Origin of the sequence: Enterobacter cloacae complex sp. P29RS, from assembly GCF_014893445.1 — a bacterium.
In the GTDB taxonomy this organism is placed as follows: Bacteria; Pseudomonadota; Gammaproteobacteria; order Enterobacterales; family Enterobacteriaceae; genus Enterobacter; species Enterobacter intestinihominis.
Window position 1 is genome coordinate 20,911 of sequence record NZ_JADBPZ010000023.1, and the last position, 26,742, is coordinate 47,652.

The 26,742-nt window shown below is 56.7% G+C and carries 23 protein-coding genes; 12 read left to right on the forward strand and 11 right to left on the reverse strand.

The features are described from left to right. Positions 1–51: 51 nt before the first annotated feature. From IM282_RS16990 to IM282_RS17020, 7 genes are all read right to left on the reverse strand, one after another. A complete protein-coding gene (locus IM282_RS16990; protein ID WP_126314502.1) occupies positions 52–1,836 on the reverse strand; it encodes a DUF2235 domain-containing protein in 1,785 nt (594 codons plus the stop codon). A gap of 3 nt (positions 1,837–1,839) precedes the next feature. Further along, positions 1,840–2,358: a DUF3304 domain-containing protein gene (locus tag IM282_RS16995; protein ID WP_058677492.1), complete on the reverse strand. Its 519-nt coding sequence runs from the start codon at positions 2,356–2,358 to the stop codon at positions 1,840–1,842. Further along, entirely contained in the window at positions 2,358–2,870 is a 513-nt protein-coding gene (locus tag IM282_RS17000; protein WP_126314500.1) for a DUF3304 domain-containing protein, read from the reverse strand. Before IM282_RS17000 ends, IM282_RS16995 begins: the two co-directional genes overlap by 1 nt. Positions 2,871–2,885: 15 nt before the next feature. After that, the gene (locus tag IM282_RS17005; protein ID WP_192970657.1) at positions 2,886–3,434 is read right to left on the reverse strand and encodes a hypothetical protein; all 549 of its coding nucleotides are present in this window, start codon (positions 3,432–3,434) and stop codon (positions 2,886–2,888) included. 9 nt (positions 3,435–3,443) lie between these two features. Next, positions 3,444–4,271 carry a DUF4123 domain-containing protein gene (locus IM282_RS17010; protein WP_192970658.1) on the reverse strand — a complete coding sequence of 276 codons (828 nt, stop codon included), beginning with the start codon at positions 4,269–4,271 and terminating at the stop codon, positions 3,444–3,446. Between the two features lie 3 nt (positions 4,272–4,274). Continuing rightward, positions 4,275–6,614 carry a type VI secretion system Vgr family protein gene (locus IM282_RS17015; RefSeq protein WP_126314493.1) on the reverse strand — a complete coding sequence of 780 codons (2,340 nt, stop codon included), beginning with the start codon at positions 6,612–6,614 and terminating at the stop codon, positions 4,275–4,277. Positions 6,615–6,718: 104 nt separating this feature from the next. Beyond that, positions 6,719–8,998 carry an ATP-binding protein gene (locus tag IM282_RS17020; protein ID WP_154850656.1) on the reverse strand — a complete coding sequence of 760 codons (2,280 nt, stop codon included), beginning with the start codon at positions 8,996–8,998 and terminating at the stop codon, positions 6,719–6,721. 181 nt (positions 8,999–9,179) lie between these two features. Here IM282_RS17020 and IM282_RS17025 point away from each other — a divergent pair, with 181 nt between their 5' ends. The 6 genes from IM282_RS17025 to IM282_RS17050 all read left to right on the forward strand — a co-directional run bounded on the left by IM282_RS17025 (position 9,180) and on the right by IM282_RS17050 (position 15,346). Then, positions 9,180–10,694, forward strand: coding sequence for a sugar ABC transporter ATP-binding protein (locus tag IM282_RS17025; protein ID WP_023299107.1), 1,515 nt, complete (start codon positions 9,180–9,182; stop codon positions 10,692–10,694). 2 nt (positions 10,695–10,696) lie between these two features. Then, complete coding sequence (locus IM282_RS17030; RefSeq protein ID WP_063850426.1) at positions 10,697–11,692, forward strand: ribose ABC transporter permease; 996 nt, start codon at positions 10,697–10,699, stop codon at positions 11,690–11,692. A 28-nt stretch (positions 11,693–11,720) separates the two neighbouring features. Next, entirely contained in the window at positions 11,721–12,662 is a 942-nt protein-coding gene (locus IM282_RS17035) for an ABC transporter substrate-binding protein (protein ID WP_003860240.1), read from the forward strand. A 107-nt stretch (positions 12,663–12,769) separates the two neighbouring features. Next, a complete protein-coding gene (locus IM282_RS17040; RefSeq protein ID WP_063163965.1) occupies positions 12,770–13,456 on the forward strand; it encodes a D-lyxose/D-mannose family sugar isomerase in 687 nt (228 codons plus the stop codon). Between the two features lie 10 nt (positions 13,457–13,466). Next, complete coding sequence (locus IM282_RS17045) at positions 13,467–14,327, forward strand: ketose 1,6-bisphosphate aldolase (protein WP_192970664.1); 861 nt, start codon at positions 13,467–13,469, stop codon at positions 14,325–14,327. Continuing rightward, positions 14,327–15,346: a carbohydrate kinase family protein gene (locus IM282_RS17050; RefSeq protein ID WP_048965642.1), complete on the forward strand. Its 1,020-nt coding sequence runs from the start codon at positions 14,327–14,329 to the stop codon at positions 15,344–15,346. The genes IM282_RS17045 and IM282_RS17050 overlap by 1 nt, the downstream gene beginning before the upstream one ends. On the opposite strand, the gene IM282_RS17055 is transcribed toward IM282_RS17050, so the two are convergent. Then, positions 15,328–16,059 (reverse strand): response regulator, encoded by a 732-nt coding sequence (locus tag IM282_RS17055; RefSeq protein ID WP_022646769.1) that lies wholly within the window; start codon positions 16,057–16,059, stop codon positions 15,328–15,330. The two genes, IM282_RS17050 and IM282_RS17055, sit on opposite strands and share 19 nt — an antisense overlap. Before the next feature lie 256 nt (positions 16,060–16,315). Here IM282_RS17055 and fdhF point away from each other — a divergent pair, with 256 nt between their 5' ends. From fdhF to IM282_RS17070, 3 genes are all read left to right on the forward strand, one after another. Beyond that, a complete protein-coding gene (fdhF, locus tag IM282_RS17060; RefSeq protein WP_080298763.1) occupies positions 16,316–18,463 on the forward strand; it encodes a formate dehydrogenase subunit alpha in 2,148 nt (715 codons plus the stop codon). A gap of 320 nt (positions 18,464–18,783) precedes the next feature. Next, on the forward strand, positions 18,784–18,936 hold the full coding sequence (locus tag IM282_RS17065; protein ID WP_022646767.1) for a Hok/Gef family protein: 153 nt from the start codon (positions 18,784–18,786) through the stop codon (positions 18,934–18,936). A 121-nt stretch (positions 18,937–19,057) separates the two neighbouring features. Further along, positions 19,058–19,732, forward strand: a complete 675-nt coding sequence (locus IM282_RS17070; RefSeq protein ID WP_126504335.1) for a tetratricopeptide repeat protein — start codon at positions 19,058–19,060, stop codon at positions 19,730–19,732. A gap of 84 nt (positions 19,733–19,816) precedes the next feature. Here the strand turns inward: IM282_RS17070 and gltP are convergent, their stop codons facing one another. Continuing rightward, complete coding sequence (gene gltP, locus IM282_RS17075) at positions 19,817–21,130, reverse strand: glutamate/aspartate:proton symporter GltP (protein ID WP_022646765.1); 1,314 nt, start codon at positions 21,128–21,130, stop codon at positions 19,817–19,819. A 423-nt stretch (positions 21,131–21,553) separates the two neighbouring features. On the opposite strand from gltP, the gene acs reads away from it, so the two are divergent. From acs to actP, 3 genes are all read left to right on the forward strand, one after another. Further along, on the forward strand, positions 21,554–23,512 hold the full coding sequence (gene acs, locus IM282_RS17080) for an acetate--CoA ligase (RefSeq protein ID WP_023299100.1): 1,959 nt from the start codon (positions 21,554–21,556) through the stop codon (positions 23,510–23,512). Positions 23,513–23,646: 134 nt separating this feature from the next. Beyond that, entirely contained in the window at positions 23,647–23,961 is a 315-nt protein-coding gene (locus tag IM282_RS17085; RefSeq protein ID WP_022646763.1) for a DUF485 domain-containing protein, read from the forward strand. After that, complete coding sequence (actP, locus tag IM282_RS17090; RefSeq protein ID WP_023299099.1) at positions 23,958–25,607, forward strand: cation/acetate symporter ActP; 1,650 nt, start codon at positions 23,958–23,960, stop codon at positions 25,605–25,607. Before IM282_RS17085 ends, actP begins: the two co-directional genes overlap by 4 nt. 33 nt (positions 25,608–25,640) lie before the next feature. Here actP and IM282_RS17095 read toward each other — a convergent pair whose 3' ends face one another. Continuing rightward, a complete protein-coding gene (locus IM282_RS17095) occupies positions 25,641–26,330 on the reverse strand; it encodes an LrgB family protein (RefSeq protein ID WP_192970659.1) in 690 nt (229 codons plus the stop codon). Beyond that, positions 26,323–26,733, reverse strand: a complete 411-nt coding sequence (locus tag IM282_RS17100) for a CidA/LrgA family protein (RefSeq protein ID WP_022646760.1) — start codon at positions 26,731–26,733, stop codon at positions 26,323–26,325. Before IM282_RS17100 ends, IM282_RS17095 begins: the two co-directional genes overlap by 8 nt. Between the last annotated feature and the right edge of the window lie 9 nt (positions 26,734–26,742).

The window sequence follows — 26,742 nt, forward strand, 5'->3', positions numbered from 1 at the left end:
TACTGGCTGGTGTAGCGGAGGAATCTCAAATTCTGTTGTTAACAGTACTCATCAGGCCTCAGGCATCTCCATTGAGCGGATCACAAAAAAGTCCTGCGAAATACCTGCGCCTTTGTCTACCGTTTGCAGGTCGTGTACAAACCATGCGTACATTTCTGACGGTGCCGTATCTATGGGAAACGGCTGGGGTTTACCGAGGTTCGCCGCATGGAAATAGTCCAGAAATCGCTTCGCACGCCACAGCGCGGGTCCATACACGTTCGGAACGATATCCCGGCGTCTGTCCATAGGGTTCTGTTCCATACTGTTTCGCATTCTTATAGCCGCATTCTTTACGTCATCAAGCCATCCCCAGTTTTGCTGTAGTACAGCAAGTTCATTCGCGTACTGCCCGGCGGTCTCTTTCGCCTCCTGCGTAATGCCTGCAAACCCTGCCGATGCGCCAGCAGAGGCCAGCGTCTCGCCGCGCTGTTTTTCATATTTCATACATTCCGTGCGGTACTGGTAATACTGACGCCCCAGCCAGTCGATATAGCTGTCCAGATGCCGGTTCTGGCATGCGGTACTTAATGAAGTAAAGGGCAGTGCGCTCTGGTACGCCTCTGCCCACTGCAGGACGGACTGGTTTTTGACGTTGTCCTGGACGATGAAATAAGCAGCCACATCAGTATCTATTTTATCGAGCGACTGAAAATCAGGAAAAGGCACGCCCGCCATGGTCGCCTCACTGTACATCCTGTGGAGCGCCACGCGGCAGAGTTCCGCACTGGGCTTTTGTTCGTCCGGTTTCAGGCCCCCGCCGATATCCTCCGCGCATCCGGGATAGAGTTCTTCCTTGTGCGCCGGGTTATTGCCGGTGCGGTACAGGCAGCGCCAGACGCGGGTTTCATGGGCGGCAACCAGATGCAGGCTTTTCTTTACCGACTCAGGCAAGGGGGTATCCTGGTCGATGGACTTGTCCCCCAGCAACACGCTAATCCCTTTTATCGGCCCGCCAAACGCAGAGATAAAGTAATCCACGCCGTTGTTGTTGCTGGCCGATGTGCGCCTTGAGCAGTCAAACAGGCCGGTAAAGACGATATCGACGGGTATACCCTGGTAGGTGTATTTATCCCCCTCTTTCTTACAGATATCTTTCAGCAGGTTGTCGAGGAATTTACGAGCCAGGGTAGCACCGAGGTCAAAACCGAAAAGGGAGACAGAAATGAGTTTAATGGGCACCGGGCTTTTTTTAACGGCTTCCTTGTATCCCTCTTCAAACGATATTTTGGTCGATGCAATACGGGTATCAGCACCCGTTACCAGCATATCTGCGACAACGGGGTTATCACGAAGCCAGGGGGTTGCTTCGATACTGACTTTTTTAGCCGCTTTCCTTGCCGTATCGGAGGCCAGTTTTTTCCATTCTGTAGGGTTAATAAGTTTCTTTCCCTGATTTTTTAAAATCTCGTACCAGTTGTTGCCTTTTATGGAATCCCAGGCCGCTTCTTTAGCCATTTCACCGGGCTGTTCTTTTAAATTATCCTTTATACTGCCCAGACCGCTGTCCATGACGGTGTGAAGCTTTTCAACGACGGTTTCATTAAAAGGAGTGCCCAGGCCTGAGATGTAAAAAGCATTATAAGTAATACTTGGTATGTTTTCTCTTTCATCAGGAAATGCCCGGAACAATCTGGCAATATTGCTGAGACGATGTTCCGGGGCATCCTGTTCGATATTGCGATGAATCCCGTCAAAAAAGAATCCCAAATGCCATATCCGTGAACAGTTCCCTAAACCAGCATCTTCCGCCTGCTGGGCCCGGTTTGCCGCGGCAATAAGGCTTTCAATATCCATATGTTATTTTCCTTTTTTTAATTCTGTAGTTTGATATTTAATATCGTGGGAGTCAGGATGATTGAATCCGGTGCTCCACCATAACCGGACATTATCTTCAGGCAGGAAATAAACATGGAGATAGTTTTCACCCCACTGGCGTTTTGGCAAAGGTAGTGTTAACTTGCGGGTCTCTCTACGTAGCCCTGCATCGTATTGGGCTCTTGTGGTACTGAGCGTCCAGACCACTTCAGCCTTATCCCCGCTGATGCTGCCGCAGCAGGTGGCCTTTCCCCCGCCATAAGCAAATGCATTTGCCCCCGCTACGCCATTTACGCTAAACCCCAGAACAGGCCTGTCAATTTCACTGTGAATAATCAGCGTCACCGGCCCCGACGGCGGTCCCCAGACCGCAGCCCACACCGACCAGCCAAAATAAATCACTAGTGGGAGTATCAGTGCACCCCAGAGCCATTTGCCCCAGCGGGCATAACCTCGATTCACGACGCTGTCTATTTTTTGATATTTACCGAACCATCCCATTATTCTGTTTCCCTGTCATTATCATTCTCCTGATGCGTTTCATAAGGCGACCATGCGTTATCACTCCATCCCAAAAGGACTTTATCGCCCGGGAGGAAATGAACGTGTAAATCATTTTCGCCCTGCTTCCGTACTGGCATAGGCATTTCTGTGCGACGAGTTTCGAGACGCATACCTTTAAGATACTGAGCATGGGTTATATCAAGCGTCCAGATTACTTCAGCTATGTCACCTTCAATAGTCCCGCAGCAGGTGGTTCCGCCCCCGCCATGCGCAAAGGCATTCGCACCCGCCACACCGTTTACGCTAAACCCTAAAACAGGTCTGTCTAGTTCATTGTGAATAATCAGCGTCACCGGCCCCGACGGCGGTCCCCAGACCGCAGCCCACACCGACCAGCCAAAATAAATTACCACCGGCAGTAACAGTGCACCCCAGAGCCATTTTCCCCAGCGGGCATAACCCCGGGTAACTGCACTGTCTATTTTGTCGAACGCGTTAAAAAATCCCATTTTAATCCCTTAAAATCAGTGCATATTCTGGCGCTGTTTTTTCGCCACCTGTGCGGCAATATCATCGGCTGAAGGGCTGTTAAAATCTGTGCTCCACCATAAATAGACTTTGTCATCTGGCAGGAAATAGGTATGAAGATAATTTTCACCCCACTCACGTTTTGGCAAAGGAATTGTTAACGTACGGGTTTCTTTACGTAGCCCTGCATCGTATTGCGCTCTTGTGGTACTGAGCGTCCAGATCACTTCAGCCTTATCCCCGCTGACACTACCGCAGCAGGTGGCTGCGCCAGGACCAGTCCCGTAAGGATTTGTTTTATCACGCGCGAACGCATTCCCTCCCGCCATACCATTCACGCTAAACCCTAAAACAGGCCTGTCGAGTTCACTGTGAATAATCAGCGTTACCGGCCCCGATGGTGGTCCCCAGACCGCAGCCCACACCGACCAGCCAAGATAAATCACCACCGGCAGTAACAGTGCACCCCAGATCCATTTTCCCCAGCGGGCATAACCCCGGTTAACCGCACCGTCTATTCTTTTATACGCACTGAAAAATCCCATGGTTTATTTTCATCCCTGATGTTGAATGTTATTTTTTAAGACTTGCTCCAGCGAGAATTTTCCCTGAGCCACATCTTCTAATGCAGATTGTATAACTCCAGACTCCACGAGCTTTTTACCACCAGTAAGATAAAAAAGGGCATACAGTTTTTGTTCTGTGCCCGCTTTCATTTTCGCTTCGCAGGCTTTGCTCAGTGCTTTTTTGACCATATCGCGTTGTGCGCAAGGAGAAAAATGCTTGCTGGAGGGCAACTTTTGCCATGCGGTTAACACACTAGTCACAACCGGTTCATCCGCGATATATAGCCATTCTTCTTTATTCAGTCGTATGGTGCTGTCTCTCGCATTTATTACCCGTGAAGGGGGAATATCTACTGGATGCAATCCATTTTCTCCAGATGTCCACCAATGTGAAACCCCTCTGAATAACATACTGTGCCATTCCCGATCGTTACAGCTCGTCAGCAGATTCATGGCATCACGGGTATAAAAACGCACTAAAGCCGCTGATCCATCAGGCGAAATAATTGTGCATGCCGCGGAAAGCTGAACGGCTAAAGCGCATCCTGAACGTGAAGAGGCGATAACAGCCACTAAACCTGGCATAGAATAAATATAACGCTGTAGCGCCTCCTTATTTTCTAAAGCAAATAACCAGGGGCCATAGTTTCTGAATTCTGCAAGTTGCGGATGGAGATAAAGTGAATACAGAGAGGACGCATGTTCGTTATAAAAAGCCTGAAAAGCGTCCGATGTTTGCGCACCGCCTTCCAGCAACAGAAAGAGATGGGTGTGAGTTGATTCAGGTAGCATATGCATCATTTTTGTGACATCCATTGACTACGCTCCCTGCACGATAGTGTCGTTGGCTTTAATGGCATTGAGGAGACACTCAATACATATCTTGCCATTAAGTGGTGGATACTGACCCGGGAGAAGCGGTATGGATAGCGGCATTGTGGCTGGGGTTGCCGCCATTGTCCGTTTAACCTTCCGTATATACATCGCCGTCGTGCCGTACTCAATTCTCCCCGCCTCCAGCCGCAGGTAGCTCCCGCCCCCGATGAGCGTGATGCGCTTCTTGCCCGCAAACGTGATGTCACTCGCGGACGACAGGGTGAGCTTTTTCTCCGCGAACAGCTGCATTCTCCCGTTCTGCGCCTGCATCTCCACTGGGCCTTCACTGGCTTTCAGGCTCAGCTGGCCCGTTCTGGCAAACAGCCCGAGTTTTTCACCCGCCAGCGCCGTCATGTTGCCCATGACACCGGCACTGATATCCCCTCCGGCGTTAACGGCGACGTTTTTTGTGGCTGTCATCTGCATGTGCTCCCCGCTGCTCACGGCAACGCCTTCCGGGGCAGAGAACAGCAGGGTTTCGTTAAGGGGCTTCAGGCGCTGCTCAAACATCTGTATCTGGCTGTCGATATCCGCCTTCAGCGCCTGCGCCTGCTCTGCCGCCATCCCCAGCTGCTGAAGCTGTTTCAGGCAGACGTCGATCTCCCTGAGTGCCGTGCTCATCTCCAGCACCCCGCCTGCGGCCTTCTGCTGCCCGTCCGCGGTGACAAACAGCCCCTTTGCGACGCGAATAACGCCGTGCTCATCGGTCCTGAGTTCAAAGCCTTTGCCACGACGCTGCCCCTGGCTGTCCACCAGGTGTCCGCTGTTGAGCTGAGTTTTCCCGTACTCCGTGGCGAGCTTGATGTGTTCCTCGCCGCGCTTATCCTCCATCCGCAGCTTGTTGTTCGCGGGAGTTCTGAGAATGTTCCGGGTGTGATTGTCGCGGTTCACCAGGTCAGGATGTTCGGAGTCGTGCAGCGCATACGCAATGTACGGCAGGTCAATATCGCCGTTGCTGTAGGCAATCGCCACTTCCGTCCCGTCTGTGAGCGGTGTGTGCCAGCCCAGCGTGTCACCGGCATACGGTTTCGCCATCCGCAGCCACAGGTAGCTGTAACCGGCTTCCGTCCCCTCCCGGTTGAAGTCGAGCTTCACCCGGTAGCGTCCCTGTTCGTCAAGGTGAGCGTAAATATCATTTTTCTCCCGGCTCTCGACCCGGGCCGGAAGCGTGCCGTGGATTTCCGGACGCGGGATGTCCGCCGGGCGGAAACAGTAACGCTCGGTGTAGGGCATGCCCCACACCGACACGTGCAGGCGGGAATCACGGGCCCCCCGGAAGGTCACGAGCGTGAGGATAACCCCCTCCTTCAAGGCCGTAATGACATCGCCCTGTGGCTCCAGCACCTGCCCGGGCGTGAGGTGGGCAGCATTGCTGAACAGGTGGATGCGGGCTGATTTATTCAGTTCCCGCTCGTGGTGGATGCGGGCATAAAAGGCGCCGGATTCGGTTTCCGGCTCCGGGCTGGTGTCGTCACCTGCGTCACGGTAAGGCGCTGCGTAGCGGTAATACTCCCCGGTGGTGACCGCATCGTTACGTACACTGACCGTCGCATCCATCGGCGTGGAGGCAGTCCGGTAGTTGTAATCCCGCGTGGCGACAGAGCCGGTGGCAACCCTGTGCCAGGTCCGCACATCCCAGACCGATTCTGCTGCGCCGTCAAACAGGCCTGATGGCTCGCGGTACGGCAGGCGCACGTCAAACCGGTAGTTAAGCTGGCTGTCGGCAAAAATGTACGTATCCAGACCGCGCACGTCGTCCATCTCCGTACGCCAGTAAATGCCCACCTCGGACAGAATACGCCGGATAAACTCAAGGTCCGTTTCCCGCCACTGGGTGATAATTTCACGCGGCGGGTAGGTGCGCGCCAGCCTGAATTCAAAATCAGGTCCCTCCAGTCCGTGCTTGCGCAGCACCTGCTCCACCACTTCCGGAACGGACTGGTTCTGAAACACGGCGCACTGCCGGGTGTATCCCAGGAGCGCCAGACGGGAACTGAGCGTGAGCCGGTAGTGAGACTGGTCTTTTGATGTGGACAGCCATTCCAGGCGGGTGACGATGCCGTGGACATTTTTGCCGCTTCGCATCCGGAAGGTGGCATATTTCATCAGCACCTGTTCCGGAGGAATGCTCGCCTGTGGGGTGGTGAACTCGATGTCCCACCGGAACGGCTCGCTCAGGGCTTCCCTGCCACGAAAACGCAAAACATCCGGCTTCACTGGACTGTCAAAAATATCCAGAAAGTAACGGGTCTGTCCGTCAAAAAGCGCCAGCCAGTTATCCATAACAAAAACCTGATAATAAATAGGGTTAAATCAGGATAGTTACATGCCGAGACGGGACTGTAAATGACTGAAACAGGAGTTAAATTCTGAAAATGAAGGACAAATCAAATTACCATCACCTTGCGCAGCGCCTGCGCCAGCTGTGCGCGGGTGAACGGTTTTCGCAGTAACGGAACGTCCGGCAGTTGCGGGTTATGCGCCGGGCGCAAATCCTGCCCGCTGATCAGCAGAACCGGCAACTGCGGATAGTGGCTGCGTACATGGCCGATCACCTCCGCACCGCTCAGGCCGCCCGGCAACATCAGGTCGCTGATAAACATGCCGATATCCGGTGATGCGTCCAGCATGTTCAACGCCTGCTCGCCGTTTTCGGCTTCAAGTGTCAGGTAGCCAAGCTGGTGCAGTTGCTCGCACAGGGTCTGCCGCACGCCCGCCTCATCTTCCAGGACCAGCACAAGCAGCTCACTTTCTGCCGGGGCCGTGGTCGCCAGCACGACATCATCGGAGAACGCGGGCAGCGTCGAGCGCGGCAGCTGGAGCCGCACGGTGGTTCCCTGCCCCGGCGCGCTTTCGATCTCAACGCGACCACCCGACTGGCGCACAAAGCCGTACACCATCGACAGCCCTAGCCCGCTGCCGCTGCCGGTCTGTTTGGTGGTGAAGAACGGTTCAAAGACCTGCGATTTCACCTCCTGTGACATCCCGCAGCCGTGGTCAATCACCTCCAGCGCGACCATATCCTGCCTGCGCCCGTCGCTGCGGGTCACACGCTGGTTCCAGGTGCGAATTTTAATCACACCGTTTTGCCCCTCCATTGCATCACGGGCGTTCATCACCAGGTTGATAATGGCGTTTTCCAGCTGGCTGACGTCAATCCATGCGGGCCAGGCCGGGGTTTGCGCTTCAATATCCAGCGTCAGCGTGGCGGGAAGCGAGTGCCGCATCAGCTCGCTCAGGTTCTCCAGCAGCGGCTTCATCTCTACCGCATGGGGTTGCAGGGATTGCTTGCGCGAGAAGGCCAACAGACGCTGGGTGAGCATGGCCCCGCGTTCCGCGGCTTTAAGCGCACGGATGATGCGCGGCGCGTCCGGTGATGCCGAATCGGTCAGCTCCAGACTGCCGATAATCACCGCCAGCAGGTTATTAAAATCATGCGCCAGGCCACCCGTCAGTTGCCCGACCGCCTTCATTTTCTGGCTGTGCAGCAGCGCCTCCTCCAGCCCCTGACGTTCGATGCGGTCAACCTCCATCTGTGAGGTCTTCACCTTCAGCAGCCGCGTGGTGTGCTCCAGCGAAGCGGTATTGCGGGCGAAAACGTTAAACGCGCGCGCCAGTTCCCCCAACTCATCACGCCGCTGTAGCGCGGGCACCGACACATCCTGCTCCCCGTGAGCGAGACGCGACATCGCCCTTGAGATAGCCGTCAGGTTGGAGCCCAGATTGCGGTAAATATACCAGCAGGCACAGCCGGTGATGATCAGCGCCAGCACCGCGAAGATGCTGATAAACACGCTGATGGATTGCAGCTCGTGATGGCTCTGGGCCGTGCGAAGCCGGGAAGCCTGCGCCACCTGTTCAACGTACTGATTAATGTCGCTGTTTAATATCGCCACCAGCGCCTTGATGTGGAACATGTACCAGCTGATGGACAGATCGCTCTCCTCCAGCTGCGTCGACAGTGGTGCGAGCTTGCGCAGCTCATCATTAAAATCCGGGAGCACCAGGTTGGCCACCGGTTGCAGGGCGCTCGCGGGTAACCCCGCGGTTACTGCATCCAGCTGCTGCACCGTGGCGCGCGGTGAAGGGGTATCAATGGCGGCAACGATCAGCCTGTCCATCTCTGCAAGCTGTCGGGCGTCTGGCACATTGCTCGCGTAACGGCGGTTGATATCCTGCAAATGACGCAGGTAGCTTTGGCTTTGATAGAGCGAGCTGAGCAGCGCGTTACGCTCCAGATGCCGCTTTTGCCCGCGCTCCAGCATTCCCGTCACGCTCTGCTGTAATTCATTACTCCTGCGAATAATTCGCGCCACCAGCGCCGGCTCCTGCTGCGCCAGCGGCGCATCGGCAAGTTGATCCAGCGAGTGGCGCAGCGCCATCTGCGTCTGTTTCAGCCGCTCGGCTTCGCCTTTGTACTCCAGCGCACCGACCACCTGCGACAGCCGCACCGCCGCCGTTGCCACATTTGCGGTATCACGGGCGAGGTTCATGCTGCCGGTCATGTCATCCAGCGTTTGCTGTTGGACCTGCTCCTGGATCTGGCTGGCGTGACGAAAGCCGAGCACCGCCACACCGCTCACCATCAGCGTGACGGCGACCACCAGCAGATTAAAAATCAGCAGGCGTCCGCGGGCGCTGGTGAAGAACGGGGGGCGTGAAGACATGGGTTTGGGCTCCTCTGCGGATTGGTGCCTTCACCCTGGCCCTCTCCCACAGGGAGAGGGAAAAGGAAAATGTGATGGCGATTAGCTATTCATAACTATGACAAATATGAACAGCTTCTGACATTTTGCATTTACGCGCCTGTGATGAAGTGCAGATATCGACATTCACAGGAGATCCGCCATGAGCAGAACCCCGGTTTTAGAGATGCGCCACATTGCCAAAACCTTTGGCAATTTCCACGCGCTCAAGGGCGTGGATTTGACGGTTTTCCCCGGTGAGATCCACGCGCTGATGGGGGAAAACGGCGCCGGAAAAAGCACGCTGATGAAGATCCTCGCAGGTGCCTATACCGCCAGCAGCGGCGACATCCTCATCGACGGTAAGCCGTTTCATATCAAAGGGCCGAAGGATGCGCTGGCCGCAGGCATTACCCTGATTTATCAGGAGATGCAGCTTGCTCCTAACCTGACCGTGGCGGAAAACATTTTTCTCGGCAGCGAGCTGTCGCGCGGCGGGCTGGTCCAGCGCAAAGAGATGGCTGCCCAGGCGCAGGCGGTCATTGACCGCCTCGGTGCGCAGTTCAGCGCCACCGACCTGGTCATGAAACTGACCATCGCCGAGCAGCAGCAGGTGGAGATCGCCCGCGCCCTGCACCGCAACAGCCGCATTCTGGTGATGGACGAACCTACCGCCGCCCTCTCCTCACGCGAAACCCACCGTCTGTTCGAACTGATTTTGCGCCTGCGCGATGAAGGCATGGCGATTATTTACATCAGCCACCGGATGGCGGAAGTGTATGAACTCTCGGACCGCGTCAGCGTGCTGCGCGACGGGCAATACGTCGGCAGCCTGACGCGCGACAGGCTCAACGCCTCCGAGCTGGTGCGCATGATGGTGGGCCGTCCGCTCAGCGATCTGTTTAACAAAGAGCGCGATATTCCCCTCGGCAGCCCGCGTCTTAACGTCCACCACCTCACCGACGGCAAAAAAGTGCAGCCCTGTAGTTTGCAGGTGCGCTCCGGTGAAATCGTCGGACTGGCGGGTCTGGTCGGGGCCGGGCGTTCCGAGCTGGCGCAGCTGATCTTCGGCGTGCGCAAAGCCACCGGCGGCATGATTGAGGTGGACGGCGAACCGGTGGTGATCCACTCCCCGCGCGCGGCCATTGAGAACGGCATCGGTTTTCTTACCGAGAACCGCAAGGAGCAGGGGCTATTTCTGGAGCTGGCGGCGCAGGAGAACATCACTATGGCGACGCTGGAGCGCGACGCCACCTTCGGCTGGCTGAACCGCAAAAAAGCGCAGTCGATTTCCGATGACGCCATCGCCCTGCTCAATATCCGCGTGCCCCATTCACAGGTGCGCGCGGGCGGGCTCTCCGGCGGCAACCAGCAAAAACTGTTGATCTCCCGCTGGGTGGCGATAGGCCCGCGCATTCTGATTCTGGACGAGCCCACGCGCGGCGTGGACGTCGGCGCAAAAAGCGAGATCTACCGCATCATGAACCAGATGGCGCGCAAAGGCGTTGCGATACTGATGATCTCCAGCGAGCTGCCGGAAGTAGTAGGGATGAGCGACCGGGTGTACGTGATGCGGGAAGGCAGCATTGCGGGTGAACTGCACGGGCGCGACATCTCTCAGGAAAACATCATGACGCTGGCAACCGGCGTAAACGACACTCATCATCAGGCGGTGTAATTATGACAACTCCAACCCATCCGCAGCAGGTGGCGAAATCCGCCTCCGCCAAAAAAATGCTGATGAGCGATCTGATGCAAACGATCGGCATTTTGCCGATTTTAATCCTGATTGTGGCGGTATTTGGCTTTATCGCCCCGAACTTTTTCACCGAGAGCAACCTGCTCAACATTACCCGGCAGGCGTCGATCAACATTGTGCTGGCGGCCGGGATGACCTTCATCATCCTGACCGGCGGGATTGACCTCTCCGTGGGCTCGATTCTGGGCACCACGGCAGTGGCGGCGATGGTGGTCTCGCTTATCCCTGAATTTGCGATGCTCTCCATTCCGGCGGCGCTGATGCTCGGTATGGTGCTGGGGCTGTTCAACGGCGCGCTGGTGGCCTTCGCCGGACTTCCGCCGTTTATCGTCACGCTCGGCACCTATACGGCGCTGCGCGGCGCGGCCTACCTGTTGGCGGACGGCACGACGGTTATTAACTCCAACATTAACTTCGAGTGGATCGGCAATAACTACCTCGGCCCGATTCCGTGGCTGGTGGTGATCGCCCTGGCGGTGATTGTGGTGTGCTGGTTCATCCTGCGCCGCACCACCCTCGGCGTTCACATCTATGCGGTTGGTGGCAACGTGCAGGCGGCACGCTTAACCGGCATTAAGGTCTGGCTGGTGCTGCTGTTTGTCTACGGCATGAGTGGCCTGCTCTCGGGCTTAGGCGGCGTGATGAGCGCTTCACGTCTCTACAGCGCCAACGGCAACCTCGGCACGGGGTACGAGCTGGATGCGATTGCGGCGGTGATCCTCGGCGGCACCAGCTTCGTCGGCGGGATCGGCACGATCACCGGCACCCTGGTGGGCGCGCTGATCATCGCCACCCTCAACAACGGCATGACGCTGATGGGCGTCTCCTATTTCTGGCAGCTGGTGATCAAAGGGGCGGTGATCATCATAGCGGTGCTGATCGACAAATACCGTACCCGACACCATCAAAGTGCATAACAACAATACCCTACGTGAGGAATACAGCATGAGATTGAAGCCCTTAGTGACCGCGCTCTGTGCTGGCGCGCTGCTGGCCGCAACCCCGTTTGCGCAGGCAAAAGATCTGAAATCCATCGGCGTGACGGTGGGTGACCTGGCTAACCCGTTCTTCGTGCAGATCACCAAAGGTGCCGAGCTGGAAGCGCGCAAGCTGGCGGGGGACAACGTCAAGGTGACGCTGGTCTCCAGCGGGTACGATCTGGGCCAGCAGGTGTCGCAGATCGATAACTTCATTGCGGCGAAAGTAGACATGATCATCCTCAATGCCGCGGATTCCAAAGGGATCGGCCCCGCGGTAAAACGCGCTAAAGAGGCGGGGATCGTGGTCGTGGCGGTGGACGTGGCGGCGGAAGGGGCCGATGCGACCATCACCTCCGATAACACTCAGGCGGGAGAAATGGCCTGTAAGTACATTACCGACCGCCTGAAAGGTAAAGGCAACGTGGTGATCATCAACGGACCGCCGGTTTCTGCGGTACAAAACCGCGTGGAGGGCTGCCAGACCGAGTTCAGGCGCCACCCGGATATCAAAGTGCTCTCGGATAATCAGAACGCCAAAGGCAGCCGCGAAGGCGGCCTGGAGGTCATGACCTCCCTGCTGGCTGCCAATCCGAAGATCGACGGCGTATTCGCGATTAACGATCCGACCGCGATCGGCGCCGATCTGGCGGCTAAACAGGCGCAACGCAATGAATTCTTTATCGTTGGCGTAGATGGCAGCCCGGATGGTGAAGAAGCCCTGAAGCGCGAAAACTCGCTGTTTGTTGCTACCCCGGCGCAGGATCCGCAGGTGATGGCGGCGAAGGCGGTGGAGATCGGCTATGACATTCTTCAGGGCAAACCTGCGCCGAAAGAGCCCGTGCTGATCCCGGTGACGATGATCGATAAAAAGAACGTCGGCACATATAAGGGGTGGACGGTTAAGTAAGCCCCTCACCCCGACCCTCTCCCCAAAGGAGAGAGGGTGTTCAAGTTCCCTCTCCCCTTTGGGGAGAGGGTTAGGGTAAGGGGGCGGCAAAAACTCAAGGAGTCCCCATGAAACGCTCCGACATCAATGAAATCCTCGGCCACACGCGGCAGTTCTTCTCCATGCACGGCGTGCATCTCCCGCCGTTTGCCAGCTTTCCGCCGACAAAATGGCAGCAGCTTGACCAGGCAGCATGGCAGGAGGTGTTTGACCTCAGGCTCGGCTGGGACGTGACGGCATTTGGTGGCAACAACTTCGCTGCACAGGGGTTAACGCTGTTCACCCTGCGCAACGGCTCCCCCAACGGCGTGCCCTATGAAAAGTGCTATGCCGAAAAAATCATGCACGTCCGCGACGGCCAGGTGACGCCGATGCATTTTCACTGGCGCAAGCGGGAGGACATTATTAACCGCGGCGGCGGGAATCTGATTATTGAGTTATGGAATGCGGGCGCGCATGAAGAGACCGAAAACACCGACGTGACCGTCACGATAGACGGCTGTCGGCAGACGCACGCGCCCGGCAGCCAGCTGCGCCTCACGCCTGGGGAGAGCATCTGCCTGACGCCCGGCCTGTACCATAGCTTCTGGGGTGAACGCGGCTTTGGTGATGTGCTGGTGGGCGAAGTGTCGTCGGTCAATGACGATGAACACGACAACCACTTTTTACAGCCCATCGATCGCTACAACACCATTGAAGAAGACGAACCGGCGGTGCTGGTGCTGTGCAACGAGTACACCCTCTTTCGGATATAAGGAGTGAATGATGCCATTGATTTCTCTTGCCGACGGTCTGGCCCACGCCAGGGAACACCGCTACGCCCTGGGCGCGTTCAACGTGCTCGACTCCCATTTTCTGCGCGCCCTGTTTGCCGCCGCGAAGCAGGAACGCTCGCCGTTTATCATCAACATCGCCGAAGTGCATTTTAAGTACGTGTCTCTGGAGTCGCTGGTGGAAGCGGTGAAATTCGAAGCTGCCCGCCACGATATTCCCGTGGTGCTTAACCTCGACCACGGACTGCATTTTGAGGCGGTGGTGCGCGCCCTGCGTTTAGGGTTCAGCTCGGTGATGTTCGACGGCTCCACGCTGAGCTATGAGGAAAATATCCGCCAGACCCGGGAAGTGGTGAAGATGTGCCACGCGGTGGGCGTCTCGGTAGAGGCGGAGCTGGGCGCGGTAGGCGGGGATGAAGGGGGCGCGCTTTACGGGCATGCGGATGAAGCCTTCTTCACCGATCCGCGGCTGGCGCGCGAGTTTGTCGATTTAACCGGTATCGACGCGCTGGCGGTCGCCATTGGCAACGCGCACGGCAAATACAAGGGCGAGCCGAAGCTTGATTTCCCGCGTCTGGACGCCATTCGCCAGCAGACGGGCCTGCCGCTGGTTTTACACGGTGGCTCTGGCATAAGCGACACTGATTTCCGCCGCGCCATTGAACTCGGTATTCATAAAATCAATTTCTATACCGGCATGTCGCAGGCCGCACTTGCCGCCGTTGAGCAACGCATGGCGAACCGACAATCGCTTTACGATGAGTTTGCCGAGCTGCTGCTGGGCATTGAAGAGGCCATTACCGATACGGTTGCGGAACAGATGCGCATCTTCGGCAGTGCGGGGCAGGCCTAATGGAACGCAAAGGGATCGTCGCCGCAGGCAATATGCTGGTGGATCACGTCCACCAGATCGTACAGTGGCCGGAGCGCGGCTGGCTGGCAGAAATCACCCACAGCGAACGCTCAACCGGCGGTGCGCCGCTCAACGTTCTGCTGACGCTGGCAAAAATGCACGTCGGCCTGCCGTTACAGGCGGTGGGGCTGATTGGGGAAGACAGCGACGGAGACTATATTCTGGCGATGCTCGACCAGTATCACGTCAATCGCCAGCGCGTGCAGCGCACGACGTTCTCCCCAACGTCGATGTCGCAGGTGATGACCGACCCCAGCGGACAGCGCACTTTTTTCCACTCGCCGGGCGCCAACCGCCTGCTGGATCTTCCCGCCTTCGATCGTTTAGACGGATCGCTGAAGATCTTCCATCTCGGCTATCTGCTGCTGCTCGACAGCCTGGATATGCCGGACGAGGAATTTGGCACCCGCAGCGCGCGGTTACTGGCACAGATGCACGATCAGGGGTATGAAACCTCGCTCGATCTGGTGTCCCGCAAGGGCGACCCGCGCTATCAGCCGCTGGTGCTCCCTGCCCTGCGCCATCTTGATTATCTGGTGATTAACGAGCTGGAAGCCGGTGAGTTTAGCGGGCTTGAGATCCGCGACAGCCATGATGCGCTGAACATGGCCCATATCGCCGACGCTGCCGCACAGCTGCTGGCGGCAGGCGTGCGACAGCGGGTGGTGATCCACTGTCCGGAAGGGGCATGGGGTGAAGCGCCGGGTGAAAAAGGGCAATGGGTTCCGTCGTGGAAGCTGACGCAGGACGAGATTATCGGCAGCGTCGGCGCGGGCGACGCGTTTTGCGCGGGCTTTTTATACGGCTGCCATGAATCCCTGCCGCTGACGGAGAGTATTTATCTGGCGCACGCCTGCGCGCGGGCCAGCCTGCTGGCGGCTAATGCAATTGACGGCGCGAAAACGCTGGCCGAACTTCAGACGTTTATTCAGGAGAACGGTCAGGCGGCTTTCTCATGATGGGAAACGTCCGTGGCAAAAACATAGCCCAGACCGCGAATGGTTTTGATCAGCAGAGGCTGGTGCGGATTGACCTCAATTTTTCGCCGCAGCCGCATGATCAGTACGTCGATAGTGCGGTCAAAGACCTCAGCGCTTTCGCTGTGGGTCAGTTCAAGCAGCTGTTCACGGCTCAGTACCCGGCGGGCGTTTTGCGTTAATGCCAGCAGCAGGCCATATTCGCCCTGGGTTAACGGCACGGTATTACGCTGCGGATCGCTCAGCTCGCAGCGGGTGGTGTCCAGCGTCCAGCCGTTAAAAGCAATACCCTCAACGCGCGGCGCGGCAGGCTCCGCGGCCAGCGCGCCGGTACGACGCAGCACCGCCTTAACGCGGGCGACCACCACGCGCGGATTGAACGGTTTTCCGATGTAATCATCAGCGCCCATTTCCAGCCCGACAACCACATCTGATTCACTTCCCAGCCCCGTCAGCATCACCACCGGTAGCGACGGTCGCCGCTTTTGCATCTGCAGCAAAACCTGTAATCCGTTGATATCCGGCAGCATCATGTCCAGCAGAACCAGCGCAATGCCGGAGTCCTGCTGGACACGGTTCACCGCTTCCTGACCGGTGTGACACGTCAGCACGGTAAAGACGTGCTCGCTGAGCACATCCTGTAGCAGTTCGCAGACTGCGACATCATCATCAACCACCAGAATCGCCGGTTTCATCGCATGCTTCCGTCAGGGAATTATGTTAAGTCTGAACCATTCTGCCGCCGGCTCCAGCCGAATTGTTTTTTACGTGACGGAAATTCAATCCATGTCACATCCCCTGCCCTTTCGACACGTCAATTTTGACGATTGGCTGTTTTTCGTCAGGGTTTTGCCCCGCAAAGGGTCGTAAAGTCAGGAAATACCCATAGTAAAAACATGGCATAGAAGCTGCATATTGGGCAGGTAAGAACTGTTTAACTGGAGCAAAGCGATGAAAAAAGTCGTCACGGTTTGCCCTTATTGTGCCTCAGGTTGCAAGATCCACCTGGTGGTCGATAACGGCAAAATCGTCCGGGCGGAAGCGGCGCAGGGTAAAACCAATCAGGGCACGCTGTGCCTGAAAGGGTACTACGGCTGGGATTTTATTAACGATACCCAAATCCTCACCCCGCGCCTGAAAACCCCTATGATCCGCCGCGAGCGCGGCGGCAAGCTGGAAGCCGTCTCCTGGAATGAAGCGCTGGATTATGTTGCCACGCGCCTTAGCGCCATCAAGGCCAAGTATGGCCCGGATGCGATTCAGACCACCGGCTCCTCACGCGGAACCGGGAATGAAACCAACTATGTGATGCAAAAATTCGCGCGCGCCGTTATTGGTACCAATAACGTCGACTGCTGCGCTCGCGTCTGACACGGCCCATCGGTTGCAGGTCTGCACCAGTCGGTCGGTAACGGCGCAATGAGTAATGCCATCAATGAGATAGATAACACCGATCTGGTGTTCATCTTCGGCTATAACCCGGCGGATTCTCACCCTATCGTCGCGAATCACGTGATTCGCGCCAAACAGAACGGGGCGAAAATCATCGTCTGCGATCCGCGCAAAATTGAAACCGCGCGCATTGCCGATATGCACATCGCACTGAAAAACGGCTCGAACATCGCGCTGTTGAATGCGATGGGGCACGTCATTATTGAGGAGAACCTCTACGACCAGGCGTTTGTCGCAAGCCGTACGGAAGGGTTTGAAGAGTATCGCAAGATTGTCGAAGGCTATACGCCGGAGTCCGTAGAGGCGATAACCGGCGTCAGCGCACAGGAGATCCGCCAGGCGGCGCGGATGTACGCCGGAGCGAAAACCGCCGCCATTCTGTGGGGTATGGGCGTGACCCAGTTCTACCAGGGCGTGGAAACCGTGCGCTCGCTCACCAGCCTCGCCATGTTGACCGGCAATCTGGGTAAAGCGCATGTGGGCGTGAACCCGGTACGTGGTCAGAATAACGTGCAGGGCGCGTGCGACATGGGCGCGCTGCCGGACACCTATCCGGGCTACCAGTACGTCAAATTCCCGGAAAATCGCGAGAAATTCGCGAAGGCCTGGGGCGTGGAGAGCCTGCCTGAGCACACGGGGTATCGCATCAGCGAGCTGCCGCACCGCGCGGCGCACGGTGAAGTGCGTGCGGCCTACATCATGGGTGAAGATCCGCTCCAGACCGACGCCGAGTTGTCTGCGGTGCGTAAAGGGTTTGAGGATCTGGAGCTGGTGATTGTTCAGGATATCTTTATGACCAAAACCGCGGCGGCGGCGGATGTGATTTTACCGTCGACCTCCTGGGGCGAGCATGAAGGTGTCTATACGGCGGCAGACCGCGGCTTCCAGCGCTTCTTCAAGGCTGTCGAGCCGAAGTGGGATCTGAAAACGGACTGGCAGATCATCAGCGAAATCGCTACCCGCATGGGCTACCCGATGCACTACAACAACACCCAGGAGATCTGGGACGAGTTGCGGCATCTGTGCCCGGACTTTTATGGGGCAACCTATGAAAAAATGGGTGAGCTAGGCTACATCCAGTGGCCGTGCCGGGATGAGTCAGAGGCGGATCAGGGAACGTCGTACCTCTTTAAAGAAAAATTCGACACCCCGAACGGGCTGGCGCAATTCTTCACCTGCGACTGGGTCGCGCCGATCGATAAACTCACCGACGAGTATCCGATGGTGCTCTCCACCGTGCGTGAAGTGGGCCATTACTCCTGCCGTTCCATGACCGGCAACTGCGCCGCGCTGGCGGCGCTGGCGGATGAACCGGGCTACGCGCAGATCAACACCGCCGATGCCGAACGGCTCGGTATTGAAGATGAAGCGCTGGTGTGGGTGAACTCGCGTAAAGGCCGCATCATTACCCGCGCGCAGGTCAGCGACCGTCCGAACAAAGGCGCGGTCTATATGACCTACCAGTGGTGGATTGGCGCCTGTAACGAGCTGGTGACGGAGAACTTAAGCCCGATAACCAAAACGCCGGAGTATAAATACTGCGCCGTAAACGTGGAGCCCATAGCGGATCAGCGCGCAGCGGAACAGTACGTGATCGACGAATATAACAAGCTGAAAGCCCGCCTGCGTGAAAGCGCAATGGGATGAAGCTGTTAATTAATCGCTGACTAAATGGGGTGAGATATTCACCCCATTATTATTTCTGGCATCGCTATTAATAATATCAATATATTTCTCTGAAGACGTCTCGCAGAAAAATGTAATTTGCGCGAAAATTAATTACATCTTTGCATTTTAATTCAGAGGGATAAGATATGCGGCGGGTGCTTAAGACTTTCTGTCTTGAGCATTGTTGAGGGACAGAAAGTGGAAAGCCCCGGGAAATTTGCATTTACCCGAGGCTACCCCTCAACCCCCAACAGGTTGAGAGTAGCCTCTTATTCTTTTTTTCACAAGGAGTAAAAGGCATGACGCCATTAAAAACTGCGTTAGGCATCGTCTTTATTATTTGCCTGACGATAGTGATCTTTACCTTTATTACTCGCGGTAACTTATGTGAGTTTTCAATAAAGAGTGAACATCAGGAGGTGGCGGCGAAATTAGCCTGTAACGCAGGCTAACCTCTTCGGGCGGAACGCGTGTTCCGCCCGGCTTGTGGGATGCTGAGGTCTTAACGCACCCGTTTTTTTCTTCTGTCGCCGCGATTATACTGCGCGGCGTGTACCCCGATGATAAGAATCCATGAAAACCCTTTTTCTGATGTTGTTATTTTTAACCGCCTTTGCCCGTGCCGATGAGATAGGCAGCCAGTATCGTAAACAGGCGGAAGCCGGTGATGCGCGCGCCCAGTATTATCTTGCCGATACGTACTTCAGCTCCGGCGACAGCAAGCAGGCCGCGCTGTGGGCCGAGAAAGCGGCGAAAGGCGGCAATGTCGACGCCATGGCGCTGCTGTCGCAAATCCTCTTTACGCAGGGCGACTACGCACAGGCCAAAGCTCTGGCCCAACAGGCAAACATTGCGGGCAGCAAACGCGGCGCGATCATGCTGGCGCGGGTGCTGGTGAACACGCAAGCAGGCAAGACCGACTACCCGCAGGCCATTAAACTGCTGCAAACGGCGACCGAAGACATCGATAGCGACTCCGCGGTAGACGCGCAACAGCTGCTGGGGCTGATCTATGCCAACGGCGTTGAAGTCCCTCAGGATGACGTGCAGGCTGCGGCGTGGTTCAAGCGGAGTTCGGCTCTGTCCCGGACGGGTTATGCGGAGTACTGGGCAGGCATGCTGTTCAGGCAGGGTGAGAAAGGCTTTATCACACCGAATAAACAGAAAGCGCTTTACTGGTTAAACCTGAGCTGTACGGAAGGGTTTGATACCGGGTGTGAAGAGTTTGATGCGTTGAGCGGGGAGTAAATTATTGCCCGGTCGCGCTGCGCTTACCGGGCCTGCGGCTTATGTAGGCCGGGTAAGGCGAAGCCGCCACCCGGCATTTTTACATCATTGGTCAGCCGTTTTATCAAAACGACCCAGCACCTCGCGTTCATACGCCAGCGCTTTTTTACGGTCGAACTTGTGTTCCCACTTGGAGATTACCAGCACCGCCAGCGCATTACCCACCACGTTCAGCGCGGTACGCGCCATGTCGAGGATACGGTCCACACCGGCGATAAACGCCAGGCCTTCCAGCGGAATACCGACGCTGCCCAGCGTCGCCAGCAGCACCACGAAGGAGACGCCCGGCACGCCTGCGATACCCTTTGAGGTCACCATCAGGGTCAACACCAGCACGATTTCCTGCCACAGCGACAGGTCAATGCCGTACAGCTGAGCGATAAAGATTGCCGCAATACTCTGATACAGCGTTGAACCATCCAGGTTGAAGGAGTAACCGGTCGGTACAACGAAGCTGGTAATGGACGCCGGTGCACCGTAGGCCTCCATCTTCTCAATGATACGCGGCAGCACGCTCTCGGAGCTTGCCGTGGAGTACGCCAGAATCAGCTCATCTTTCAGAATGCGGATCAGGATCCAGATGCTCAGCCCGCACAGGCGCGCCACAATCCCCAGCACCACCAGCGCAAAGAACAGGATCGCGAAGTGCACCAGAATCACCAGCTTCGCCAACGGCCACAGGGAAGCAAAGCCGAAGTTCGCCACGGTTACGGCGATCAGCGCAAAAACACCCACCGGCGCATAGCGCATCACCATGTGGGTGACTTTGAACATGGTTTCAGAGATAGAGCGGAACACCGTTACCAGCGGTTCACGGTGCGTCGCGGGCAGGGAAGAAAGCCCCAGACCAAAGAGCACCGAGAAGAAGATGATCGGCAGCATCTCGCCCTTCGCCATTGACGCGATAATGTTGGTCGGCACCAGTGACAGAATTGTGCCCATCAGACCGTGCGAATGGCTCTGCACGTCGGCGGTGGTGCTTTGATATTTCGAAATATCCACCGTCGCCAGCTGCGACATATCAATCCCGGAACCGGGCTGGAACACGTTCGCCAGGGTGATACCAAGAATGATGGCAACCGTGGTGATCACTTCGAAATAGAGAATGGTTTTAACGCCGATGCGGCCTAACTGTTTCGCATCACCTACCCCGGCAATACCGACCACCAGCGTCGAGATCACAATCGGCACAACAATCATCTTGATCAGATGAATAAAGATATCGCCCGCTGGCGAGAGAAGGTTCGCAATCAGCCACTCGCGGCTGTCGCTATGGTAATGGAGGTAACTGCCCAGCAAGATGCCCAGCACAAGGGCCAGCAGGATCTGCCAGGCCAGGCTGACTTTCAAATTTTTCATAGAAACTGACTTCCTCAATGAAATCTCCGCACCAGCAAAACTGCATGAATATGGAGACATACTGAAAGGGTATGAATTGTGTTGCGTTGGTTTATGGGATTTTTTAACGCGCCGTATGAGTATCATTTGCACGGCATGCTGCGCAAGCCTTAAAGAACAAGGCATTTCACTGCAAAAAGCGTCATTGACGGTAATTAATAGCAATCCACATCAATAACCGATTGTTATGAAAAAACTTTTACAAACAAAAAAGTGAATAATTCTTCAGATGAATTATTTCCCTTCAAAGTTTCATTCGCTCAATTTTCATACTCTTCAGACATTGCGTGATCTGTCGCCCAAATACTAAACAAAGCTTGTAAAGCCCCTACTATTAACGTTTTTGCGACATATTATTAACATCTTACAAGGAGAAAAAAAGCCATGAGCCAAATACACAAACACGACATTCCCGCAAACATTGCGGACCGTTGCCTGATAAGCCCGGAGCAGTACCAGGAGAAATACCAGCAGTCCATTTCCAGCCCTGACGCATTCTGGGGTGAACAGGGCCACATCCTCGACTGGATCAAACCTTATCAGAAGGTAAAGAACACCTCTTTCGCGCCGGGCAACGTCTCCATTAAATGGTATGAAGACGGCACGCTGAACCTGGCGGCGAACTGCCTGGACCGCCATCTTGCCGAACGCGGCAACGAAACGGCCATTATCTGGGAAGGCGACGATGCCTCTCAGAGCAAACACATCTCATATAAAGAGCTTCATCGCGACGTCTGCCGCTTCGCCAACGTGCTGCTGGCCCAGGGCATTAAAAAAGGCGATGTGGTGGCGATCTATATGCCGATGGTGCCGGAAGCCGCGGTGGCTATGCTGGCCTGCGCGCGCATCGGCGCGATCCACTCCGTTATTTTTGGTGGCTTCTCGCCGGAGGCGGTTGCCGGACGTATCGTCGACTCGAACTCAAAGCTGGTGATCACCGCTGACGAGGGCGTGCGTGCCGGGCGCGGCATTCCGCTGAAGAAAAACGTCGATGAAGCGCTGAAAAACCCGAACGTGAAATCCATCCATAACGTCATTGTCTTCAAACGCACGGGCGGCAACATCGACTGGCACGAGGGCCGAGACCTGTGGTGGAGCGATCTGATTGAAAACGCGAGCGACCAGCATCAGCCGGAAGAGATGAACGCGGAAGATCCGCTGTTTATCCTTTATACCTCCGGATCCACCGGTAAGCCGAAAGGCGTGCTGCATACCACCGGCGGCTATCTGGTTTACGCGGCCACCACCTTTAAATACGTTTTCGACTACCATCCGGGCGACATCTACTGGTGTACCGCCGACGTGGGCTGGGTCACCGGTCACAGCTACCTGCTGTACGGCCCGCTGGCCTGCGGCGCAACGACGCTGATGTTTGAAGGCGTACCTAACTGGCCAACGCCGGCACGTATGTGCCAGGTGGTTGATAAGCATCAGGTCAACATTCTCTACACCGCGCCAACGGCCATTCGTGCGCTGATGGCGGAAGGCGATAAAGCCATCGAAGGGACCGACCGCTCTTCCTTGCGCATCCTCGGTTCCGTGGGCGAGCCGATCAACCCGGAAGCCTGGGAGTGGTACTGGAAGAAGATCGGCAACGAGAAGTGCCCGGTGATGGACACCTGGTGGCAGACCGAAACCGGCGGCTTCATGATCACCCCGATGCCGGGCGCCACGCAGTTGAAAGCCGGTTCGGCCACCCGTCCGTTCTTCGGCGTGCAGCCCGCGCTGGTGGACAACGAAGGCAATCCGCAGGAAGGGGCCACCGAAGGCAACCTGGTAATCGTCGATTCCTGGCCTGGCCAGGCGCGTACCCTGTTCGGCGACCATGAGCGCTTCGAACAGACCTACTTCTCGACCTTTAAAAACATGTACTTCAGCGGCGACGGCGCGCGCCGGGACGAAGACGGTTATTACTGGATCACCGGACGCGTGGACGATGTGCTGAATGTTTCCGGCCACCGTCTGGGCACGGCGGAGATTGAGTCTGCGCTGGTGTCGCATCCGAAGATTGCCGAAGCGGCAGTTGTCGGCATTCCTCACAACATCAAAGGCCAGGCGATCTACGCCTACGTCACCCTGAACCACGGCGAGGAGCCGTCACCAGAGCTGTATACCGAGGTGCGCAACTGGGTGCGTAAAGAGATCGGCCCGCTGGCCACGCCGGACGTGCTGCACTGGACCGACTCACTGCCGAAAACCCGTTCCGGCAAGATTATGCGCCGTATTCTGCGCAAAATCGCAGCAGGCGACACCAGCAACCTCGGTGATACCTCAACGCTTGCCGATCCTGGCGTGGTGGACAAACTGCTCGAAGAGAAGCAGGCCATCGCAATGCCTTCCTAGTGTTTTCTCCCTCTCCCCGTGGGAGAGGGCCGGGGTGAGGGCATCAGACCGCACCTTCCTTCCATCACCCTAACCCTCTCCCCATAGGGGAGAGGGGATAAAAACAAACCAACCTTACCTTTGGAGACTCTGTGATGAATAACGATATTTGTCAGCAGATAGAGAATAGTGCGCACTACAGGGAGCTCGTCGAAAAACGGCAACGGTTTGCCTTTATCCTTTCCATCATCATGCTGGTTATTTACGTCGGCTTTATTCTGCTGATCGCCTTTGCGCCGCAGTGGCTCGGTACGCCGCTGCACGCCGGAACCAGCGTTACGCGCGGCATCCCAATTGGCATTGGCGTTATCGTTATTTCGTTTGTGCTGACAGGTGTGTATGTCTGGCGTGCGAACGGTGAATTCGATCGTCTTAACAGAGAAGTTCTGCGCGAGGTAAAAGCATCATGAAGCGAGTCCTGACGGCGCTTGCCGCCACACTTCCCTTTGCTGCCCATGCGGCAGATGCCCTTACCGGCGAGGTCCAGCGCCAGCCAACCAACTGGCAGGCGATTATCATGTTCCTGATTTTCGTGGTGCTAACGCTTTACATCACCTACTGGGCGTCGAAACGCGTGCGCTCCCGTAACGATTACTACACCGCGGGCGGCAACATTACCGGCTTCCAGAACGGGCTGGCGATTGCGGGAGACTTTATGTCTGCCGCCTCGTTCCTCGGGATCTCCGCGCTGGTTTATACCTCGGGGTATGACGGCCTGATCTACTCCCTCGGCTTCCTCGTCGGCTGGCCGATCATTCTGTTCCTGATTGCCGAGCGCCTGCGTAACCTTGGCCGCTACACCTTTGCAGACGTAGCTTCATACCGCCTCAAACAAGGCCCCATCCGCATGCTCTCCGCCTGCGGTTCGCTGGTGGTGGTGGCGCTGTACCTGATTGCCCAGATGGTGGGCGCGGGTAAATTGATCGAGCTGCTGTTCGGTCTGAACTACCACGTCGCGGTGGTGCTGGTAGGCGTGCTGATGGTGATGTACGTCCTGTTCGGCGGCATGCTGGCTACCACCTGGGTACAGATCATCAAAGCGGTACTGCTGCTGTTCGGCGCCAGCTTTATGGCCTTTATGGTGATGAAGCACGTCGGGTTCAGCTTCAATAATCTGTTTACCGAAGCCATGTCAGTGCACCCGAAAGGGGAAGCGATCATGAGCCCGGGCGGGCTGGTGAAAGATCCGATATCCGCGCTCTCGCTCGGTCTCGGCCTGATGTTCGGTACCGCTGGCCTGCCGCATATCCTGATGCGTTTCTTCACGGTGTCTGATGCACGTGAAGCGCGTAAAAGCGTGTTCTACGCCACCGGGTTTATGGGCTACTTCTACATACTGACCTTTATCATCGGCTTTGGCGCGATCATGCTGGTGGGGGCAAACCCGGCGTTTAAAGACGCGGCGGGCGCGCTTATCGGCGGTAACAACATGGCGGCGGTGCATCTGGCCGACGCGGTAGGCGGTAACCTGTTCCTCGGCTTTATCTCTGCCGTGGCCTTCGCCACCATCCTCGCGGTGGTTGCCGGGCTGACGTTGGCTGGTGCGTCTGCGGTATCGCACGATCTCTACGCCAACGTTTTCCGCAAAGGCGCAAGCGAGCGCGATGAGCTGAAAGTCTCCAAAATCACCGTACTGGTGCTGGGCGTCGTCGCCATCCTGCTGGGGATTTTGTTCGAGAAGCAGAACATCGCCTTTATGGTGGGGCTGGCCTTCTCGATTGCGGCAAGCTGTAACTTCCCGATCATTCTGCTCTCCATGTACTGGTCAAAACTGACCACCCGTGGGGCGATGATTGGCGGCTGGCTGGGGCTGCTGACGGCGGTGATTCTGATGATCCTCGGCCCGACCATCTGGGTGCAGATCCTCGGTCACGAAAGCGCTATCTTCCCGTATGAATACCCGGCGCTGTTCTCCATTGCCGTGGCGTTTATCGGGATCTGGTTCTTCTCAGCGACCGACAACTCGCCGGAGGGTAACCTGGAGCGTGAGAAATTCCGCGCCCAGTTTATCCGCTCGCAAACCGGCCTGGGTGTTGAGCAGGGCCGCGCGCACTAAACCTTTTCTCCCCGGTCGCTCTGGCCGGGGAACTTAAAACATCACCCACGCCACCAGCGGCGCGATTAATACCATTGTCACGCCCGAGAGCATCATCACCAGGCTTGCAACAACGCCTTCCTGCTGTCCCAGCTCATACGAACGTGCCGTCCCCGCCCCGTGCGACGCCGCGCCAAACCCCGCCCCTTTCGCCATCCCTTCGCGAATGGAAAGGCGCAGAAACAGCACATCCCCCACTGCCATGCCGAACACGCCGGTGACGACCACAAACAGCGCCACCAGATCCGGCTGCCCGCCGAGCGGTTTGGCGGCCGCCAGCGCAAACGGCGTGGTCACCGATCGCACGGCCAGGCTGCGCTGAATTTCATCGGAGAGGGTAAAAAGCCGCGCCAGCCAGACGGAGCTACAGACCGCCACCACCGTGGCGGTGACGACGCCCGCGCTGAGCGACATCCAGTGGCGTTTGATAATGGCCAGGTTTTCATAAACGGGTACGGCAAAAGCGATGGTTGCCGGGCCGAGCAGCCACAGCAGCCAGTGGGATTCACCAATGTAGTTCTGCCAGGAGATATGGCCGAAGACCAGCATCAGCACCAGCAGGATCGGCGTAAAGACCAGCGGCATCAGCGGCAGCGTGCGAAAGCGGCGATACAGGCGCTTGTTGGCAAAGTAAATGACGACTGTCGCAATCAGGCATAGCACGCTTATCTGAAAGTTAGTCATGCTTCTGCCTGCTGATTTCAAAGCGATACACTTTATCCACCACCCAGGCGGTGGCGCCCAGCACCATCAGCGTGCTCAGGGCGATAACCGCAAAGATGCGCCAGCCGTCGACCATCAGCAGTTGCGCATAATTCACCACCGCCACCACGGCCGGAACGAAGAACAGCAGCATCTCCGCCAGCAGCCAGCGCGCACCGGCCCGCACCCAGCTAAGGGGTAACGCGCGACAGAGGATCAGCGTCAGCATCAGCACCATTCCCACCAGGTTGGCGGGTAAAGGCAGGTTCAGCCAGTCGACAAGATATTCAGCAAAAACAAACAGTCCCGCGTAGAGCAGTACCTGAACCGGTACCTGGAGTCGTTGAACAACGGCAGGCGTAACACGGCTTAACGCCACGGCCATGGGGGTTTT